At 67.1% G+C, this 18,464-nt stretch carries 15 protein-coding genes; 4 read left to right on the forward strand and 11 right to left on the reverse strand.

All coding sequences use genetic code 11. From position 1 onward, the window contains the following. Positions 1–263: 263 nt before the first annotated feature. Positions 264–2,255 carry a hypothetical protein gene (locus ACLQ3J_RS18620; protein WP_425904124.1) on the reverse strand — a complete coding sequence of 664 codons (1,992 nt, stop codon included), beginning with the start codon at positions 2,253–2,255 and terminating at the stop codon, positions 264–266. 573 nt (positions 2,256–2,828) lie between these two features. Here ACLQ3J_RS18620 and ACLQ3J_RS18625 point away from each other — a divergent pair. Continuing rightward, the gene (locus ACLQ3J_RS18625) at positions 2,829–4,100 is read left to right on the forward strand and encodes an amidohydrolase family protein (RefSeq protein WP_169620131.1); all 1,272 of its coding nucleotides are present in this window, start codon (positions 2,829–2,831) and stop codon (positions 4,098–4,100) included. A gap of 92 nt (positions 4,101–4,192) precedes the next feature. On the opposite strand, the gene ACLQ3J_RS18630 is transcribed toward ACLQ3J_RS18625, so the two are convergent. Continuing rightward, positions 4,193–4,678: a TIGR00725 family protein gene (locus ACLQ3J_RS18630; protein ID WP_169620132.1), complete on the reverse strand. Its 486-nt coding sequence runs from the start codon at positions 4,676–4,678 to the stop codon at positions 4,193–4,195. A gap of 56 nt (positions 4,679–4,734) precedes the next feature. Between ACLQ3J_RS18630 and ACLQ3J_RS18635 the strand changes: the two genes are divergently transcribed. Continuing rightward, the gene (locus ACLQ3J_RS18635; RefSeq protein WP_425904125.1) at positions 4,735–5,148 is read left to right on the forward strand and encodes a YchJ family protein; all 414 of its coding nucleotides are present in this window, start codon (positions 4,735–4,737) and stop codon (positions 5,146–5,148) included. Between the two features lie 6 nt (positions 5,149–5,154). Here ACLQ3J_RS18635 and ACLQ3J_RS18640 read toward each other — a convergent pair whose 3' ends face one another. Beyond that, positions 5,155–5,805, reverse strand: a complete 651-nt coding sequence (locus ACLQ3J_RS18640; RefSeq protein WP_169653081.1) for a TetR/AcrR family transcriptional regulator — start codon at positions 5,803–5,805, stop codon at positions 5,155–5,157. Positions 5,806–5,908: 103 nt separating this feature from the next. Here ACLQ3J_RS18640 and treZ point away from each other — a divergent pair, with 103 nt between their 5' ends. Continuing rightward, positions 5,909–7,672: a malto-oligosyltrehalose trehalohydrolase gene (treZ, locus tag ACLQ3J_RS18645; RefSeq protein WP_425904126.1), complete on the forward strand. Its 1,764-nt coding sequence runs from the start codon at positions 5,909–5,911 to the stop codon at positions 7,670–7,672. 30 nt (positions 7,673–7,702) lie between these two features. Here the strand turns inward: treZ and ilvA are convergent, their stop codons facing one another. The 3 genes from ilvA to ACLQ3J_RS18660 all read right to left on the reverse strand — a co-directional run bounded on the left by ilvA (position 7,703) and on the right by ACLQ3J_RS18660 (position 11,346). Beyond that, positions 7,703–9,013 carry a threonine ammonia-lyase IlvA gene (ilvA, locus tag ACLQ3J_RS18650; protein WP_296549093.1) on the reverse strand — a complete coding sequence of 437 codons (1,311 nt, stop codon included), beginning with the start codon at positions 9,011–9,013 and terminating at the stop codon, positions 7,703–7,705. A gap of 127 nt (positions 9,014–9,140) precedes the next feature. Continuing rightward, the gene (locus ACLQ3J_RS18655; protein ID WP_425904127.1) at positions 9,141–10,907 is read right to left on the reverse strand and encodes a pyruvate dehydrogenase; all 1,767 of its coding nucleotides are present in this window, start codon (positions 10,905–10,907) and stop codon (positions 9,141–9,143) included. A gap of 4 nt (positions 10,908–10,911) precedes the next feature. Beyond that, the gene (locus ACLQ3J_RS18660) at positions 10,912–11,346 is read right to left on the reverse strand and encodes a nitroreductase family deazaflavin-dependent oxidoreductase (RefSeq protein WP_169620138.1); all 435 of its coding nucleotides are present in this window, start codon (positions 11,344–11,346) and stop codon (positions 10,912–10,914) included. A 115-nt stretch (positions 11,347–11,461) separates the two neighbouring features. Here ACLQ3J_RS18660 and ACLQ3J_RS18665 point away from each other — a divergent pair, with 115 nt between their 5' ends. Next, positions 11,462–11,686, forward strand: coding sequence for a hypothetical protein (locus ACLQ3J_RS18665; RefSeq protein WP_425904128.1), 225 nt, complete (start codon positions 11,462–11,464; stop codon positions 11,684–11,686). A 42-nt stretch (positions 11,687–11,728) separates the two neighbouring features. Here the strand turns inward: ACLQ3J_RS18665 and dnaE are convergent, their stop codons facing one another. The 5 genes from dnaE to lspA are packed head-to-tail and all read right to left on the reverse strand — an operon-like array spanning position 11,729 to position 18,417. Beyond that, a complete protein-coding gene (dnaE, locus tag ACLQ3J_RS18670; protein WP_378527443.1) occupies positions 11,729–15,265 on the reverse strand; it encodes a DNA polymerase III subunit alpha in 3,537 nt (1,178 codons plus the stop codon). 38 nt (positions 15,266–15,303) lie between these two features. After that, complete coding sequence (gene rarD, locus ACLQ3J_RS18675) at positions 15,304–16,224, reverse strand: EamA family transporter RarD (RefSeq protein WP_296549082.1); 921 nt, start codon at positions 16,222–16,224, stop codon at positions 15,304–15,306. A 52-nt stretch (positions 16,225–16,276) separates the two neighbouring features. After that, entirely contained in the window at positions 16,277–16,924 is a 648-nt protein-coding gene (locus tag ACLQ3J_RS18680) for a hypothetical protein (RefSeq protein WP_169620149.1), read from the reverse strand. Between the two features lie 3 nt (positions 16,925–16,927). Continuing rightward, positions 16,928–17,836 (reverse strand): RluA family pseudouridine synthase, encoded by a 909-nt coding sequence (locus tag ACLQ3J_RS18685; protein ID WP_206036640.1) that lies wholly within the window; start codon positions 17,834–17,836, stop codon positions 16,928–16,930. A gap of 14 nt (positions 17,837–17,850) precedes the next feature. Next, on the reverse strand, positions 17,851–18,417 hold the full coding sequence (lspA, locus tag ACLQ3J_RS18690) for a signal peptidase II (protein WP_425904155.1): 567 nt from the start codon (positions 18,415–18,417) through the stop codon (positions 17,851–17,853). Positions 18,418–18,464: the final 47 nt, after the last annotated feature.

Below are 18,464 nucleotides of genomic sequence, written 5' to 3' on the forward strand. Positions count from 1 at the left end.
AAGCAATTCGGCGACTCGGAAAGTAACTCCCCGGAAATCCTTGCGGATACGTGGGCGTAATACTAATGTTCTCTCATTACAGAACGTCATTCTTCACGAAGGGATAGTGAATCTACCGGAGGAATCCTACTGCGGCGCAGTGCAATCCGGTTCCGCGCAAGCACTGCCGTGCCCGTGCCTGCGATCGGTGAAAGCCCCTCTTCTTCAACCAATTCCGCGATCGCGTTGCGATTCGTCGTTCCGGGCGTAATCGGTAACCCCGGTCATGAGGTGGGATCAGCCTGGGCGTAGGGGCGGTAGACGCGCTCGATCCAGTCCGGCACCGGCTTGTCGCGTGCCTCGAGTATCGCGCCGAGCGCCACCCGAGCATTGTGGCCGCATTGTGTGAACGAGGCACCGCCGTCGAGCGTGTAGTCCCATCCGAGGACCGGGAAGTAGCGGCGCTCGGACTCCACATGGTCGATCAAGCGCAACGCACAGTATCCACCGGCATCGGTGAACGATGCGGAGGTATCCGGCCTGTCGGGTGCAGGCAGATTCGGGATGATGTTCCCGCGCAGCTCGGCAGCCAGACGCGCACGCGGAATGTCCGAGGTCGCATCGACCAGATCGGGGCGTTCTTCGGCGACGACCGCAAAGGCGGTCTCGACGCCGATCTCGATCATCGGCGCGCGCGGCGACATCGGCAGCCCCGCCCACGAGCCGATCAGCGGATCACGCCGCAACTGCATCGTCATCCAGGCCGTCCACTCACCGGCGACAGCCTCGTCCCAGGTCGGTTCCGGTCCGTGGATGCGGTCCCATTGGGCATAGGCCAGTTCGAACATTTCGATCGGCAGCGGATGATGGTCCCCGAGCAGAGCCTTCGCCGCGGACTGCCGCAAGGGCGATGCACCGCGGGCAGCTTCGGCGATCAAGACTCTGGCGTAGTCACCGACGACGGCCGACAGATAATCCGGACGACGTCCCCCGACCCGATCGACGAGCCGAGGGTCGACTGCGACATCGGCGATGAGAGCGTGCCGCGCCTCGGTGGTGTATTCGAATCGCGCCAGCTCGACGCCGTGGAACCACTGGTCGCGGATCGCTTGGCGTGCCGTGCGGTTGCGCACCTTCGAGATCGTGGCGGCGACCTGCGGGTCGACGTCGGGTTGCGGCAGCATCAGCGGGTCGGCCGGGTCGTAAGCGGTGCGGCCCCTCGTCGACCACTTCTCGACCTCGACGATTGCGGCCTGGTCGATACCGTCCTGAATCGCGTCGATGTGTCGGCTGCGCTGCTCGACGGTGTCGAGAAGTGCAGACGCCCGCGCGTCGAGTGCGCGGCGGACGGTGTCGAGGAAGTGCTCTTCGACGGCTCGTGCCGGACCGGTGCGCGCCTCGACGATCGTGTCGGTCACCTCAGCGGTGACCGGGCTCTGCACCGGCCGGCCGGTGCGGGATTCCCACAACGCCTCGGCGGCGTAGTGGCCGAGTTCCCCCCAGGCTCTCGGGTCTTCGAGCATCGCCCTGAAGACGACGAACGTGTCGTCGCGGAATGCACGATCGGTCATCAGGTCGGCCAGGGCGACCAACAGCATGACCTTGAACTGCCCGTCCGCCCATGAGAAGAACCGGTCGGGGCGGTCGACTTCGGACTTCGCTACGGCGTCGGCCTCCGCGTCCGGTTCGTCGAGGCAGTCGAGCGGGCTGCGCGCTGTCAGCGGGCGTGTCAGCACGTACCGTGCGGTGTCGTAACGGCGCCCCGGCACGGCTTTCGACCTCGGCACGGTTGCTACCGGCGCGGGTGTCCTGGTCGGAGGTGCGGTCGGGAGTGGCTCGGGGCCGAACATGAACAGCGGTCCTGCGAGCCGGTCCCTGATCTGCGCCTGCGGGATGTTGCCGGCCAGCAACGAGGCGATCAGGTCGTAGGCCTGGCCACGGGTGCTGGTCGCCCCAGCCGGAAACGTCGCATCCGTCTCGGCTTCGAGCCGTTCGAGGATCTGCAATTGACGGGCGGTGACCGGGTGCTCCCGCCAGGAAGGTCGGGCCGTTGCGATGTCACGCACCGCCCGCTTCGGCACAACCTCCGGCTCGATGCCCGAGGCGTGTAATTCGCTGCGGAGTCGAGCTTCCAGGTCGTGCAGCTCACGCCACTGCACGCGGAGGCCGGTCAGGCGCTCGCCGAGGGAGACGAGATCCGCGGCGTCAGGCCGGTCGTCACCGTCGAGACCACAGAGCTGCTCGGTCGCCGAGGCGTTCTCAGCAACGCACCGCAATCGGGTTCGGCCGGACGTTCTGCGTCCGCCACCGATCCGGGTCCCGCACCGTCCGAGCCGTCTCCCACTTCTGCTCCGCTGTCCAGTCGGCCCACCGCTCGGCCCCCGTCGCCGGATCGCTGTCCTCGACCGGCAGGGGGAACTCTTCCGCTCTGCGCCACCACTACGTCCTCCCTGACCCCCGGAACCGGCTGCCTCTCGCCGGGTGACCTCGTCTGCCCCACGACCTCCTCTGCCGCACCGCGGAACATCCTCGTCGACGGTGCCGGACCATGCGGCCGATCCTAGCGTCTTCGGCCCCGAAAACTGTCGCTGAACTGGCATTTCAGCGAATTCATCGAAGGGGAACCTATCGGCACGGGACAGCGCGGTGAGCGGGCGCCGGACATTCCCCCGGACCCACCTCCCCTACCGGAACGACGGCCAACCCGACCTCCGGCGGCCGAGGATTCCCAAGAAGCACCATTTTCAGTAGTGTTGAACCCGATTCTCGTGCATGGAAGCGATATTCTCTTGTGTGACCGGGATCGCTGCGAGCGCTCACCGCGCAGGACAGGAGAGGAACGGACCCAAATGAACATTGATGACATGGTGATGATCAGCATCGACGACCACGTCGTGGAACCGGCTGACATCTTCGAAAAGTATTTCCCCAAGAGCCTGATGGACCAGGCACCGCGCCTGACCGCCCATCCGCGCAATCCCAACGTGCAAGCCTGGCTGTTCCAGGACAAGGTCGTGGGAAGCTCCGGCCTCAACGCCGTCGTCTCCTGGCCCAAGAGCGAATGGGGCATGGACCCCACCGGATACGCCGAAATGCGTCCCGGCGTCTACGACATGGACATGCGCGTCCGCGATATGGATGCCAACGGCACCCTCGCCGCCACACTGTTCGCCACCTTCCCCGGCTTCGCCGGCACCCACCTGGCGAGCCTTCCCGACAAGAAACTGTCCCTCGCCGCCTGTAAGGCGTTCAACGACTGGGTCGTCGGTGAGGTCCCCAACGCCCACCCGGGACGATTCATCCCGCTCGGCATCATCCCGTTCTTCGACGTCGACGAATCCGTCAAGGAGATCGCGCGACTCGCCGCCATGGGCTGCCGCTCGATCAGCATCCCCGAAACTCCCTACGGTGTCGGCGAAGGTTACCCGGACTTCAAGTCCGGCTACTGGGACCCGATCTTCAAGGCCTGCGTCGACCACAACATCGTGCTCAGCCTGCACATCGGTGGCGGCTTCAGCCTGGTCAAGCGGCCCGAAGGCTTCAACATCGACGACATGATGGTGCTGACGCCGCTCATCTCCACGATCGCCGCGAACGACGTCATGCTGAGCGGGGTCTTCCGGAAGTTCCCGGACCTCAAATTCGCCATGAGCGAGGGCGGCGTGGGCTGGGTGGCTCCGTGGCTCGACCGTCTCGAGCGGCACATCGTCAACCAGTCGTGGACGGGAGTGAGCTTCCTGCCCACGGGTATGACCCCGACGGACGTGTGGCGCAAGAACTTCCTGGCGTGCTACATCACCGAGCCGAGCGGCCTGAACAACCGCAACCACTTGGGCATCGACACCATCGCGTGGGAATGCGACTACCCGCACTCGGACTCGACGTGGCCGAACTCCCCCGAGATGCTCATGGAGGAACTGGTCGCCTCCGAGTGCACCGACGAGGAGATCGACAAGATCACCTTCGGTAACGCCGCGCGGTTCTTCGATTGGGACCCGTTCGCCCACATCCCTCGTGAGCAGGCGACGGTCGGTGCTCTGCGCGCCCGGGCCACGGACGTCGACATCAGCGAGACGTCCAAGAGCGAGTACCGCCGGCGTTACGAACTCGCGAACTCGTAGACGTCCGTACCGGACCAGGAAACACGGCGCCGTCTCCTCTCGGCATCCGTTGCAGCACCGGCCATCCCATCGGATGGCCGGTGCTGCGCGCCTTACCGGGGTTCTTGGCGCCACAGCAGCGCGTGCACGCACTCCACCGCCTCGGCCGGAGATTCGACGTCGAGCACGCCACCAGCGGGCATCTTCCATCCGCCGACGGAGAAGACAGGCACACCCGTTCGCACCGCGAGCGCGATTTCACTCATCGTCCCCCAACTGCCGCCGACGACCACGAGAGCGTCACAACTGCGGACGAGAAGCGCGTTACGCATCTCGCCCAGTCCGGTGGGGATCGCCACCGTCAGATACGGATTGCCGTCGGCACGATCGTCACCGGGGAGGAATCCGACGGTGGTGCCGCCCGCCTCGATCGCGCCCCGGGACGCCGCGGCCATCACCCCGCCCAATCCCCCGGTCACCACGATCGCGCGGCGCCCCGCGAGCAGACCGCCCAGCGTGCGGGCGATCCGTCGCTGCTCGGGCGTGGCCTCACCCGGTCCGACCACCCCGACGTATCGCTGAGCGTGCATGGTCGGCATTCTGCACCACCACACGCCCCTCGGTGAGGGATCTGCGGCAGTGGGACAATGGCGCGATGGTCCGACGCCGTCAGAATTCTGTGCATTCCGCCGACACCGCGTGCCCGTGCGGGCGCGGTATCCCCCTGGGCGAATGCTGCGGAGTATTTCTCGCCGGGCGCAGCGCACCGACCGCCGAACAACTGATGCGGTCGCGGTACACCGCGTTCGTCCTCGGCGATGTCGACTATCTCCGTCGCACCTGGCACCCGTCCACCCGGCCCGCACGCCTCGACCTGGATCCCGGACAACACTGGACCGGTCTGGAAATCCTGCACACTACCGGCGGGGGTTTCCTCCACGCGGAAGGCACCGTCGAGTTCCGCGCCCACTGGACGCACGCAGGAGTGTCCGACTCGATGCACGAGCACAGCCGGTTCGTGCGGGAGAACGGCGACTGGCTCTACCTCGACGCCGACGGTGGCCGGTAGACCCGGTCAGCGGAGAAGTGTCGCACGGAGCGTCGACGCGAGCCACGAGCGGTAATGCGCGATGTCCCATCCACAATCACGGCGTAACAGCGAGTGCACCTGCGGCGAGATGAGTGTGTACAGCACGTCGGCGGCGTGCTCGGCGGTGATGTCGGGACGCAGCCAGCCGCCCTCGTACAGGCCTTCCGCGATGGTGCGCGCGTTGTCGGCGGTCGCACGTGCGTCTTCTTCCGCGAACCGGCGCATATCGGGGTCGGCCCCCGACGACTCGACGGAAGTCATGAGGAGCCCGCCGGCACGTTCGAGCATCTCGGCGCCGTAGTCGACGACCCGCTCGACGATCAGGTCGGCCTCGGTCATCGGGCGGTCACCGGGTCGCCGCACGGTGGGACGCCCCTGAGTTGCCGACGTGTCGCCGGGGCCTGCGACGGCTTCGTCGAGGGCTTCGCGAAACAGATCTGCCTTTCCACCGGGGTAGGCGGTGAAGACGGTCCGCACCGCGACACCTGCCTCTTCGGCGATGTGCCGCACCGTGGTGCTCACGTATCCGTCGCGAACGAAGAGGCGCGCCGCTGCACCGCGGATCGCGGCCCTGGTCCGGCGCGCCGCTTCTTCTCTGAGCGGCGAGCTGTAGGTTCTTCGGACGGGCTCGGACATCACGATCACCCTAGCAGCACCGGGTGCAGCGCCGACGCGCCGAAATCGGTCCCGGCGTAGGTGACACGCTGCACCGCAGGCGAACACACGGCATGCTGGTGTGGTGCATACCTTCGAGGTCTGGGCCCCGATCCCATCATCAGTGCAGTTGTACGCCGACGAGGCTCTTCATCCCATGGAGCGTGACAGGCGAGGGTGGTGGCGTGCCGAAGTCGACGTCCCTCCCGACGCCCGATACGGCTTCGTCCTCGACGGCGACACCGACACGGTGCTCCCGGACCCCCGCTCTCCGAGGCAACCCGACGGGGTGCACGGTCTGTCACAACTCCATGCCGTCGACCCCGGCGGGTGGTCCGACCGGTTGTGGACCGGCCGGCAACTCCCGGGCAGCGTCCTCTACGAACTTCACATCGGCACGTTCACCGAGGAGGGCACGCTCGACGCGGCGATCGGCCGGCTCGACGAACTCGCCGATCTCGGTGTCGGCTTCGTCGAACTCATGCCGGTCAACGCCTTCAACGGTCCCCATGGATGGGGCTACGACGGTGTGTTGTGGTACGCGGTGCACGAGCCCTACGGCGGCCCGGCCGCACTGCAACGTTTCGTCGACGCTGCGCACGCGCGAGGTATCGCGGTGGCGCTGGACGTGGTCTACAACCATCTCGGCCCGTCGGGCAACTATCTCGGCAGGTTCGGCCCGTATGTGGCGCCCGCCCCGGGCATCTGGGGCGACAGCATCAATCTCGACGGCACGGACTCCGGCGAGGTCCGCAGGTACATCCTCGACAACGCACTCCGCTGGTTCCGGGACTTCCACATCGACGCGCTCCGGCTCGACGCGGTTCACGCCCTCCTCGACCACACCGCGACCCACCTTCTGGAGGAACTGGCGGTCGAAACATTCCGTCTCTCCACGCATCTCGGACGCCCACTGAGCCTCATCGCCGAGAGCGACCTCAACGATCCCCGCATGATCACCCCGCGCTCCGGTGGCGGGTACGGGTTGCAAGCACAGTGGGCCGACGACATCCACCATGCGATCCACACCGCCGTGTCGGGGGAACGTCAGGGCTACTACGGCGATTTCGGGACTCTCGAATGCCTGGCGCAGACACTGGGACACGGGTTCTTCCATGCCGGAACGTATTCGACGTTCCGCGGGCGGATACACGGTCGGCCCCTCGATATCCGCCGCACGCCCGCGAGTTCACTGGTCGCCTACACGTGCACCCACGACCAGATCGGCAACCGGGCGCTCGGCGACCGGCCCGGTGCCTATCTCGACGCGGGGCAGCTCGCCGTTCGGGCTGCTCTCGTCCTCACCTCGCCGTATACGCCGATGCTGTTCATGGGCGAAGAATGGGGTGCCGGTACACCGTTCCGCTACTTCACCTCGCATCCCGAACCGGAACTCGCCGCGGCGGTCGTGGAGGGCCGGCGCCGGGAGTTCGGTGAACACGGGTGGAACACCGAGGACGTTCCCAATCCGCAGGATCCGGCCACCTTCGAGGTCTCGAAACTGAACTGGGACGAGCGCACCGCACCCGAGCACGCACGACTGCTGGACTGTTACCGGGAGCTGATCGCGCTGCGCCGCGCGCGGGCAGAAGTCAGCGATCCGTGGCTCGAGCATCTCCACGTCACCTACGACGAAGAGGAACGCTGGATCACCTTGTACCGTGGGGCATTACGAGTGGTGTGCAATCTCGGACCGGATCCGGTGACGGTACCGGTCGGAGGGCGCCCCATCCTGTGGTGGGACGAACCGACCGTCAATCGCACCGAATCCGCAGTGCTCGTGCCGGGACATTCCTTCGTGATTCTCGAATCCCGTACCGGCGCGACCCGATCGGAACCGCTCGTCTGACGAGAAATCTCCGTCGGCGGGGACGCCGGCCTACGTCAGATAACGGTAGGCCGGCGACCCGGGCTCGAGCCGCTGCGCCTCGACAGGCGACGCGTCCATCCGATGAAGCAGAGACGAAAGATTCTCTGCCGCACCGAGTTCGATACCGACCAGCGCCGCACCCGTCTCGCGGTTGTTGCGCTTGACGTACTCGAACAGGGTGATGTCGTCGTCGGGGCCGAGCACCTCGTCGAGGAACCGGCGCAACGATCCGGGCTCCTGCGGGAAATCCACGAGGAAGTAGTGCTTGAGACCACGGTGCACGAGCGACCTCTCGATGATCTCGCCGTAGCGCGAGACGTCGTTGTTGCCACCGGACACCAGGCACACGACATTGGCTCCCGGCTGCACCGCGAGTGACTCGAGCGCGGTCACTGCCAGCGCGCCGGCAGGCTCCGCGATGACTCCTTCGTTCTGGTACAGCTCGAGCATGGCGGTGCAGATCGCTCCCTCGTCGACCTGCGCCAACCCGAACGGCCCGCTGCCGAGACCCTCCCGGCGCAGCGCGGCCACGAGCGGAAGGTTCGAGTGGGTGACGACCTCCGCGCCGAGACGGGAGACCACGGCGTACGGAAGATCACCGATCCGTTTGACCGCGGCGCCGTCCACGAACGGTTCGACCTCCGGCAACGTCACCGGACCACCCGCGACCAGCGCAGCGGTCATCGACGCCGCACCGGCAGGCTCGACACCGACGATGGATGTGTGCGGCGATCGTTCGCGCAGGTACGCCGCGAGTCCGGCGATGAGTCCGCCTCCGCCGACCGGCACGATGAGCACGTCGAGGTCTCCGTGCAACTGTTCCAGGATTTCGCGGGCGATGGTGCCCTGCCCGGCTGCGGTACGCGCGTCGTCGAACGGCGGGATCATCGTCGCGCCGGTCCGCGCGACATCTGCGGCGGCCGCGGCGGCCGCCGCGTCGAAGGTGTCGCCGACACCGATGAGCTCGACGAAATCACCACCGTGCGCACGGATACGGTCGCGCTTCTGCTTCGGGGTGCGCGTCGGAACGTAGATACGGCCGGTGATTCCCATCGCGCGGCAGGCGTATGCCACACCCTGCGCATGGTTGCCGGCGCTCGCGGTGACCACCCCGGCCGCACGCTCGCTGGCGTCGAGTTGAGCCATTGCGTTGTAGGCGCCGCGCAACTTGAACGACCGCACCCGCGTGAGGTCCTCGCGTTTGAGGTAGACGTGGGCGCCGGTCAGCGCGGACAGACGGGGGTTCGGTTCGAGGGGGGTCGGGGCGACGACCGCGGAAATTCGCTCGGCAGCCGCATCGATGTCAGCCGCGCTGGGCACGGTCGTCTCGTGTGTCGGTTCTGCTGTTCGCGCGGTGGAGGTCACCGGTCAATGCTGCCACTACCTGTGGTTGCGCGACAACGCGGGACCCCCACCCGCGCCTCTCGGACGCCACGGGACGCCCCGGTCAGGAGCCGAACTGCGACGGCCTCGGCACGTTGCGAAGGTTCGACTTCGCCATCTGCACGGCTTCGCCCACTCCCCCGTTCATGACGACTTTCGACATGGCCAGGGCGAAGCCCTTGACCTGTTCTCCGGTGATCGTCGGCGGGAGCGACAACGCTCGTGGGTCGGTGACCACATCGATCAGCGCCGGTCCCGGCTGGGCGAACGCATCCCGCAGCGCGTGCTCCACGTCGCCCGGATCTTCCACGCGGCGGGTGAAGAACCCCAGCGCGTCGGCCACCTTCGCATAGTCCACCGCCGGGACGTCGACCCCGAAGTCCGCGAGACCGTCGACCAGCATTTCGAGTTTGACCATCCCGAGGGTCGAATTGTCGAACAAGACGATCTTGATGGGAAGCCGGTGCATCGCCACCGTTATCAGTTCCCCGAGCAGCATCGCCAGTCCGCCGTCGCCGCTCACGGACACGACCTGCCGTCCGGGTGCGGCGATCTGTGCGCCGATCGCGTGCGGCAATGCGTTGGCCATCGAACCGTGCAGGGCCGACGCCAGAAATCGCCGTCGGCCGTTCGGGTTCAGGTACCGGGCGGACCACACGTTGCACATCCCGGTGTCCGCTGTGAACACCGCGTCGTCCGCTGCGACGTCGTCGAGGATCGAGGCCGCATACTCGGGATGGATGGGCTTTCGCTGGCCCACCGGTGTCGTGTACGCCCCGACGACTTTCTCCATCAGATCGCGATGCCGCTGGAGGGTGTGTTCCAGAAATCCCCGGTCGGTCTTGCGCTGGATCAGGGGTTGCAGGGCACGCATGGTTGCGGCCGCGTCCCCGTGCACCGCGAGCGAAAGCTCGGTGCGGCGGCCCAGCCTCGCGGCATCGATGTCGATCTGGGCGGTCCGGACATCGGGAAGGAACTGGTCGTACGGGAAATCGGTACCGATGAGCAGCAGCAGATCCGCACCGTGCATACCGTCGTGTGCGGCGCCGTATCCGAGCAGGCCGGTCATTCCCACGTCGAACGGGTTCTCGTACTGAATCCATTCCTTACCGCGCAGGCTGTGCCCGATCGGCGCCGCGACCGTATCGGCGAGCGCGAGCAACTCCTCGCGCGCTCCCCGCACCCCTTCGCCGGCAAAGATCGCGATCTTGTCCGCTGCGTTGACGGCCTCGGCGAGCGCATGGACGTCGGCGGGATCGGGAACGAGCGTGGGTGCGCCCGTGCGGACGAGGCGCGGTGCCGTACCAGCCGCAGGCAGCGCGGCGATGTCGCCGGGCAGGATCGCCACCGCCACACCCGGGGCTGCCAGGGCATGCGCCATCGCGCTGTGCACGACGCGCGGCGCTTGCGCGGCCGCGCCGATCAATTCGGTATAGGCCGAGCATTCGACGAACAACCGGTCAGGGTGGGTCTCCTGGAAATAGGCCGTTCCGATCTGCGTCGACGGGATGTGGGACGCGATCGCCAGGACAGGGGCGCCCGACCGGTGGGCGTCGTACAGCCCGTTGATCAGGTGGAGGTTTCCCGGACCGCAGGAACCTGCGCACACAGCCAGTTCACCGGTGATCTGCGCGTCGGCCGACGCCGCGAACGCGGCCGCCTCCTCGTGGCGCACGTGGATCCAGTCGATGCCACCCCGGGCGGCGCCGCCGGTGCGGCGCACCGCATCGACGACCGGATTGAGGCTGTCGCCCACAATGCCGTAGATCCGGCGGACGCCGGCATCGACGAGCTGAGCCACAAGCTGGTCCGCGACGGTGCGCCCGGCCATCGTGCTAGGTCCGCTCGAGGACGAAAACGGGGATGGCACGCTCCGTCTTGGTCTGATAGTCGGCGTAGTCGGGGTACGCCTCGACCGCCCGCTCCCACCACAGCGCCTTCTCGTCACCGTGCACTTCGCGGGCGATCATGTCGTAGACCTCGGTGCCGTCGCGCAATTCGACGTGCGGATCTGCGACGACGTTGTAGTACCACACCGGATTCTTGGGAGCGCCCCCGAGCGAGGCGACGACGGCATACGTGCCGTCGTGTTCGACCCGCATCAACGGGGTCTTGCGCAGCTTGCCGGTCTTGGCACCGCGAGTTGTCAGGATCACCACAGGCCTGCCGCCGAGGGTGGTGCCCTCGGTACCGCCCGACGACTCGTAGGTCGCGACCTGATCGGCCGCCCAGGACGAGGGGCTGGGTTCATATTCTCCGGTAAGGGGCATGCACCCAGTGAACACGTTCCCGTGATCCGCCACACGTCCGTCCGAAAGTTCGTTGACCCGAATTCTCGGATGCGACTACCCTGACAGAAGGCTTTCCCGACCCGCAGGAGGTGCGATGACGACACTCGAGTCGCCGACCCGTGACGCTGCGCGCGACAGCCACATCGACATCGCCGGTTCCGCATGGCCGATGTACAAACTCGAGGCCCTCGCAGTCGGGTTCCTGGTACTCGTGGCGCTGCTCGTCCTCACCGGCACCGCACAGACCGCGGTGCTCACTGCCGCAGCAGCCACCACGCTCGTCTGGTGGGTCCGCCGGGCGTATCACCGGCGCTCGTAACTGTCCGGACGGGACTGCCCCGGTACCGCGCCCCCACCCCGGTCAGGTCGCCAGACAGCTGGGACCGAGCAGCGCCTTCAGGTCACCCATCAGTGCGGACGACGGTTCGACGCGCAGGCTGTCGTCGAGTCGGAGCACCGTGACCTTGCTCCCCGTGATCAGTCGCACGTTCACATCGGCCGTCCCCGGATGCCTCGTGAGCACATTCTTCAGCGCCCCGACCTTGTCGGGAGTGCACAGCCGTGTCGGCATCGACACCGACACCGGTTTCGCGACCCCGATCTGGGACAGGTCGGGTACGGCGAGGTCGTTGGCGATCAACGAGATGCGGTCGTCGCGGACGGAGACCCGCGCCTTGACGAGCACAACCGAGTCCTCGACGACGTCCATGCCGTAGACGGCGTAGGCCTGCGGGAAGAAGAGCACCTCGATGCCGCCGGTGAGGTCTTCGAGCTGAGCCGACGCCCACGCGAGACCGTTCTTGTTGATGCGCCGGTTCACCGACGCGAGGATGCCGCCGACGGTGACCTGCGTACCGTCCTTGAACCCGCCCTCGAGGATCGCCGGAATGTGCGTGTCGGATTGGGCGGCGAGTACGTGCTCGACACCGTTGAGGGGATGCCCCGAGACGTAGAGACCGAGCATCTCGCGTTCGAGCGCGAGACGATGCTTGCTGTCCCACTCCTCGTCGGGGATCTTCACGTTGAACACCGACGCGACCGACTCGTCGGCGTCGGCGCCGCCGAACAGGTCGAACTGGCCGATGGCCTCGGCCTTCTTGGTGCTCATCACCGCGTCGATCGCGTCGGCGTGCACGAGCATCAATCCCTTACGGGGATGCCCGAGCGAATCGAAACCGCCTGCCTTGATGAGAGATTCGGTGACCTTCTTCGAGCAGGCGACCGTGTCGATCTTGTCGAGGTAGTCGGAGAAGTCGGTGAACCTCCCCTTCTCCTCACGGGCCTTGATGATCGATGCCACGACGTTGGTGCCCACGTTGCGCACCGCGCCGAGCCCGAACCGGATGTCCTCACCCACCGACATGAAGTTGGTGTGCGACTCGTTGACGTCGGGGGGCAGCACGGTGATGCCCATCTTGCGGCAGTCGGACAGGTAGATCGCGGCCTTGTCCTTGTCGTCGCCGACCGAGGTGAGCAGACCCGCCATGTACTCGGCGGGGTAGTTCGCCTTCAGGTACGCCGTCCAGAAGGAGACGAGACCGTAGCCGGCTGCGTGCGACTTGTTGAACGCGTAACCCGCGAACGGGAGGATCGTGTCCCACAGGGCCTTGATCGCCGGCTCGGAGAAGCCGTTCTTCAGCATGCCTTCCCGGAAGCCCGCATACGCTTCCTCGAGCACCGAGAGCTTCTTCTTACCCATGGCGCGCCGGAGGATGTCGGCCTGCCCGAGCGAATAACCGGCCACCTTCTGAGCGATCTGCATGATCTGCTCCTGGTAGACGATCAGACCGTAGGTGTCGGAGAGGATCTCCTTGAGCGGTTCCTCTAGCTCGGGATGAATCGGGGTGACCTGCTGCCGGCCGTTCTTACGGTCGGCGTAGTCGTTGTGGGCGTTCATGCCCATCGGGCCGGGGCGATACAACGCCAGGACGGCGACGATGTCCTCGAAGCCGGTGGGCTGCATCCGGCGCAGCAGATCGCGCATGGCGCTGCCGTCGAGCTGGAACACGCCGAGGGTGTCGCCGCGCGCGAGGAGTTCGTAGGTCGCCGGGTCTTCGAGCGGAAGAGTGTCGAGATCGAGATCGATCCCGCGGTTGACCTTGATGTTCTCGATCGCGTCACCGATCACGGTGAGGTTGCGCAGCCCGAGGAAGTCCATCTTGAGCAGGCCGATGGCCTCGCACGACGGGTAGTCCCAGCCGGTGATGATCGCGCCGTCCTGCGCACGCTTCCACAGCGGGATCGCGTCCATCAGCGGCTCGGACGACATGATCACCGCGCAGGCGTGCACGCCCGCGTTACGGATCAGGCCTTCGAGACCTTTCGCGGTCTCGTAGATCTTCCGCACGTCGGGGTTCGAGTCGATCAGCGCGCGCACCTCGACGGCTTCCTTGTACCGCTCGTGGCTCGGATCGGTGATGCCGGACACCGAGATGTCCTTTGCCATGATCGGCGGCGGCAGCGCCTTGGTGATCTGGTCCGCGATGGCGAAACCGGGCTGCCCGAACTGCACTCGGGCGGAGTCCTTGATCGCAGCTTTGGTCTTGATGGTGCCGAACGTGATGACCTGCGCCACCTTGTCGGTGCCCCACTTCTCCGAGGCGTACCGCACCATCTCGCCGCGGCGGCGGTCGTCGAAGTCGATATCGATATCGGGCATCGACACGCGCTCGGGGTTGAGGAATCGCTCGAAGAGCAGTCCGTGCGGGATGGGATCGATGTTGGTGATGCCCATCGCGTAGGCGACGAGCGAACCCGCGGCCGAACCACGACCGGGTCCGACCCGGATACCGACCTCCCGAGCGTGATTGATCAGGTCGCCGACGACGAGGAAGTAGGCCGGGAAGCCCATCTCGTTGATGACGCCGATCTCGTAGTCGGCGCGTGCGAGGTACTCCTGCGGCGGGCCGGACGGGAACCTGCGGTCGAGTCCGCGCATCACCTCGTGGCGCAGGAAGCTCTCCTGGGTGTGGCCTTCGGGCACCGGGAAGATCGGCATGCGGTCGCGGTGGGTCCACACGTCGTCGTACGGCTGCACGCGTTCGCCGATCAGCACCGAGTTGTCGCACGCGCCGGGCACCTCGGCGTCCCAGATGGCGCGCATCTCGTCGGCGGACTTGAGGTAGTAGCCGTCACCGTCGAACTTGAACCGGGTGGGATCGGAGAGCGTCTTGCCGGTCTGGATGCACAGCAGCGCTTCGTGGTTCTCCGCGGCGTCCTTGGTCACGTAGTGGCAGTCGTTGGTGGCCAGCGGCGGGATACCGAGCTTGTTGCCGATCTCGAGCAGGCCCTCACGGACCCGGCGTTCGATGGACAGACCGTGATCCATCAGTTCGAGGAAGAAGTTGTCCTTGCCCCAGATCTCCTGCCACTTCGCTGCGGCCTCGAGGGCCTCGCGGTCGTGGCCGAGCCGCAGGCGGGTCTGGATCTCGCCCGACGGACAGCCGGTGGTGGCGATGATGCCCTCGGCGTGCGACGCGATGAGTTCTTCGTCCATGCGCGCCCACTTGCCCAACTGGCCCTCGATCGAGGCCAGGGAGGACAACTTGAACAGGTTCCGCAGGCCGGTGGCGTTCTCCGCGACCATCGTCATGTGGGTATAGGCACCCGAGCCGGAGACGTCGTCGGACTTCTGGCTCGGGTCGCCCCACTTGACACGCTTGGTGTCGAAGCGGGAGCCGGGCGCGACGTATGCCTCGATACCGATGATGGGCTTGATGTCGTACTTCTTGGCGACGTTGTAGAACTCGCTGGCGCCGTACATGTTTCCGTGGTCGGTCATGCCGACGGCCGTCATCCCCAGCCGCTGCGCCTCGGCGAACAACGGGCCGACCTTGGCGGCGCCGTCGAGCATCGAGTACTCGGTGTGGTTGTGCAGATGAACGAACGAGTCAGCCACGCGTGCCTCTCCCGGGATGTCTGTGGGCACCGACGAGTCTAAGCCGAGCTACCGACAGCCTTGACCGCGGCGCGCCCACGACGCGACCGGATCAGCGCGTCGGTGCTGTACACCACAAGGGCCACCCAGATCAGGACGAAACCGATCCACCGCGACGCCGGCATGTCCTCGTGGAGCACGAGTACCCCCCACGCCATCTGCAGGCTGGGCGTCAGGTACTGCAACATCCCCAGCGTAGCCAGCGGAACGCGTTGGGCGGCAGCCCCGAACAACAGCAACGGCACGGCGGTGACCACCCCGGCGGACATCAGCAAAGCGGTGTGACCCGCGCCGAAACCGATGAAGGTGCCGGTCCCCGTCACAGCGAGAAAGATCACGTATCCCAGCGCGAACGGAGCCGCGACCACGCCCTCCCCCGCCAGCGATGTCCTCGGGTCGAGTGGCACGACCTTCTTGATCACTCCGTACAACGCGAACGACAGCGCCAGCGTCAGCGCCAGGACCGGGGGCCGCCCGTAATCGACGGTGATGACCAGGACCGCACACACCGCGAGCACGAGCGCAGCGATCTGGGCCGGCCGCAGCCGCTCGCGGAAGAACAGCACGCCGAACAGCACGCTCACGAGCGGATTGATGAAGTACCCCAGTGCGGTTTCGACGACGCGCCCCGACGTGACCCCGTAGATGTAGGTGCCCCAGTTGACCGCGATCGCCGCCGAGGCCGCCGCGACGAGTGCCCAGGTGCGCAGGGACAGGCCGCGCAGCGAACCGAGCCTGCCCATCACGGCGAGCACGACGACCATGAGCACGAGCGTCCACAGCACCCGGTGCGCGAGGATCTCGATGGCACCGGCCGGCGCGAGAAGCCCGAAGAAGGCGGGAAAAAGCCCCCAGGACAGGTATGCGCCGAGGCCGCACAGCACGCCTGTGCGCAGAACGGGAGCGGTCGGGCGGTTCACGAGGACACCGTACGGCTGCGACGATCCCGGCTCACGCCGAGGGCGGACGATCTCAGGGTTCGGCGTCGTCCGGGCCGGGCACGACGGTCTCGGCATGCTCGGGCAGCAGCGGGATCAGGGAGAAACGTCCCGCGACGGCATCGGACGGGAGTACTTCCACCGCGCGTACTGCCGGGTCGTCGGCGGCGGCACGCAACTGTGCGGCGGTGCCCCGCACCGCGACGCCGACGACGCAGGCACAGCCCGCGGCCAGCCGGTCCGCCGACACCGCCGCGATCCGCGCGGCCCGGTCGGGACCGGACGACTGGAGACGCAACCGTCCCGCCGCCACGAGCGGAGCCTTGCGCAGCGCCTCCGGATGCGCCGACACGGCCACCGGGACGAGCGGCGTCTGCACTCGGTCGATCGGAACGCGAAACAACACCTGCGCGATCCGCAGTTGCCCGGGCAGAGCCGCGACGGCGGCCGTGTCGACCTCCCGCTCGAACGAGATCAGGCCCCAGTGCGGGGCGTCCGGTTCGCGTTCCGCGTCGGCAAGGCTCGCGTCGGCGCGTGCGAGATAGTCGGCGACGAGTTCACCGCTGTCCGGACCGAGGCCGTCGCTCCGTACCGAGGCGGGCCGCACGGGCGAGAGCCACCCTGCGACGAGCACGGCGAGAACGAGGACGGCGACAGCCGCCCACGGGAGCGCGCGCCTCATCGGTCAGGCGCTGCGGAGCACGTCGAGTGCGTGTTCCAGATCGGCCGGGTACTTGCTCTCGATCTCGATCCACTGCCCCTGGGTCGGGTGCGCGAACCCCAGCGACTTTGCGTGCAGCCACTGGCGCTCGAGACCGAGCCTGGCCGCGAGGCGCGGGTCGGCACCGTAGGTGAGGTCGCCGCAGCACGGGTGCCGCAACGCCGAGAAGTGCACCCGGATCTGGTGCGTGCGGCCGGTCTCGAGGTGGACGTCGAGCAGGCTCGCGGCCTGGAACGCTTCGATGGTGTCGTAGTGGGTGACGCTGGGCTTGCCGTCCGCGGCCACGGTGAATTTCCAGTCGCTGCTGCGGTGCCGGCCGATGGGTGCGTCGATGGTGCCGCTGCTCGGATCCGGGTGGCCCTGCACCAGCGCGTGGTACCGCTTGTCGATGGTGCGCTGCTTGAAGGCGCGTTTGAGCACGGTGTAGGCCCGCTCGGAGGTCGCCACGACCATCACCCCCGAAGTCCCGACGTCGAGACGGTGCACGATGCCCTGCCGTTCGTGCAGACCGGACGTGGAGATGCGGAACCCTGCGGCTGCGAGACCGCCGATGACGGTCGGCCCGGTCCACCCCACGCTCGCGTGCGCCGCCACCCCGACGGGCTTGTCGACCGCGACGATGTCGTCGTCGGCGTACAGGATTTCCATGCCCTCGACGGGCTGTGGCTCGATGGTCAGCGGACGCGGCGGCTCGGGGAGTTCGACCTCGAGCCACGACCCGGCCGAGAGACGATCGGACTTGCCGACGGGCGTCCCGTCCACGAGGACGGCGCCCTCCTCGGTGAGTGCGGCGACGGCGGTACGGGACAAACCGAGCAGGCGGGCGAGGCCGGCGTCGACACGCATCCCGTCGAGCCCGTCGGGTACAGGCATCGACCGGGTTTCCCTCACTGGCGGCTTTCCTTTCCGGTGGTGTCGGATTTCGTGGACCTGCTGCCGTTCGGCTCGATACCGAACACGGTCAGCGCGACGAGGAGGATCGCTCCGCACACGATCGCGGAGTCGGCGACGTTGAACACCGGCCACCATCCGACCGACACGAAGTCCACCACGTGACCCTGCAGCGGGCCGGGGGAACGGAAGAGGCGGTCGGTGAGGTTGCCCAGCGCCCCGCCGAGTACCAGGCCGAGGCCCAGCGCCCACCAGCGCGACTGCAGTGTCCTCCCGATCTTGATCACGCCGATGACCACGCCGATCGCGACGATGGTCAGCAGCCAGGTCATGCCCGTGGCCATGGAGAACGCGGCACCGGGATTACGGACGAGCGTGAGCGTCACCGTGTCGCCGACGATGGACACCGGATCGGCAGGATCGATGAAGCGGACGGCGAGCACCTTCGTCACGAGGTCCGCCACGTAGATCAGGAACGCGAGGACGAAGAGGGCGCGGGTCGCCCGACGACCGACCGGGGACTTCACCGCGCCGTCCAAGGGTTCCTCTGCCGCGTCGGGCAGGGGTGCCGCTACCGCCTCGGGCAGGGGGGCCGCTACCGCCTCGGGCA

Source organism: Rhodococcus sp. DT1, from assembly GCF_049844875.1.
Lineage (GTDB): Bacteria > Actinomycetota > Actinomycetes > Mycobacteriales > Mycobacteriaceae > Rhodococcus.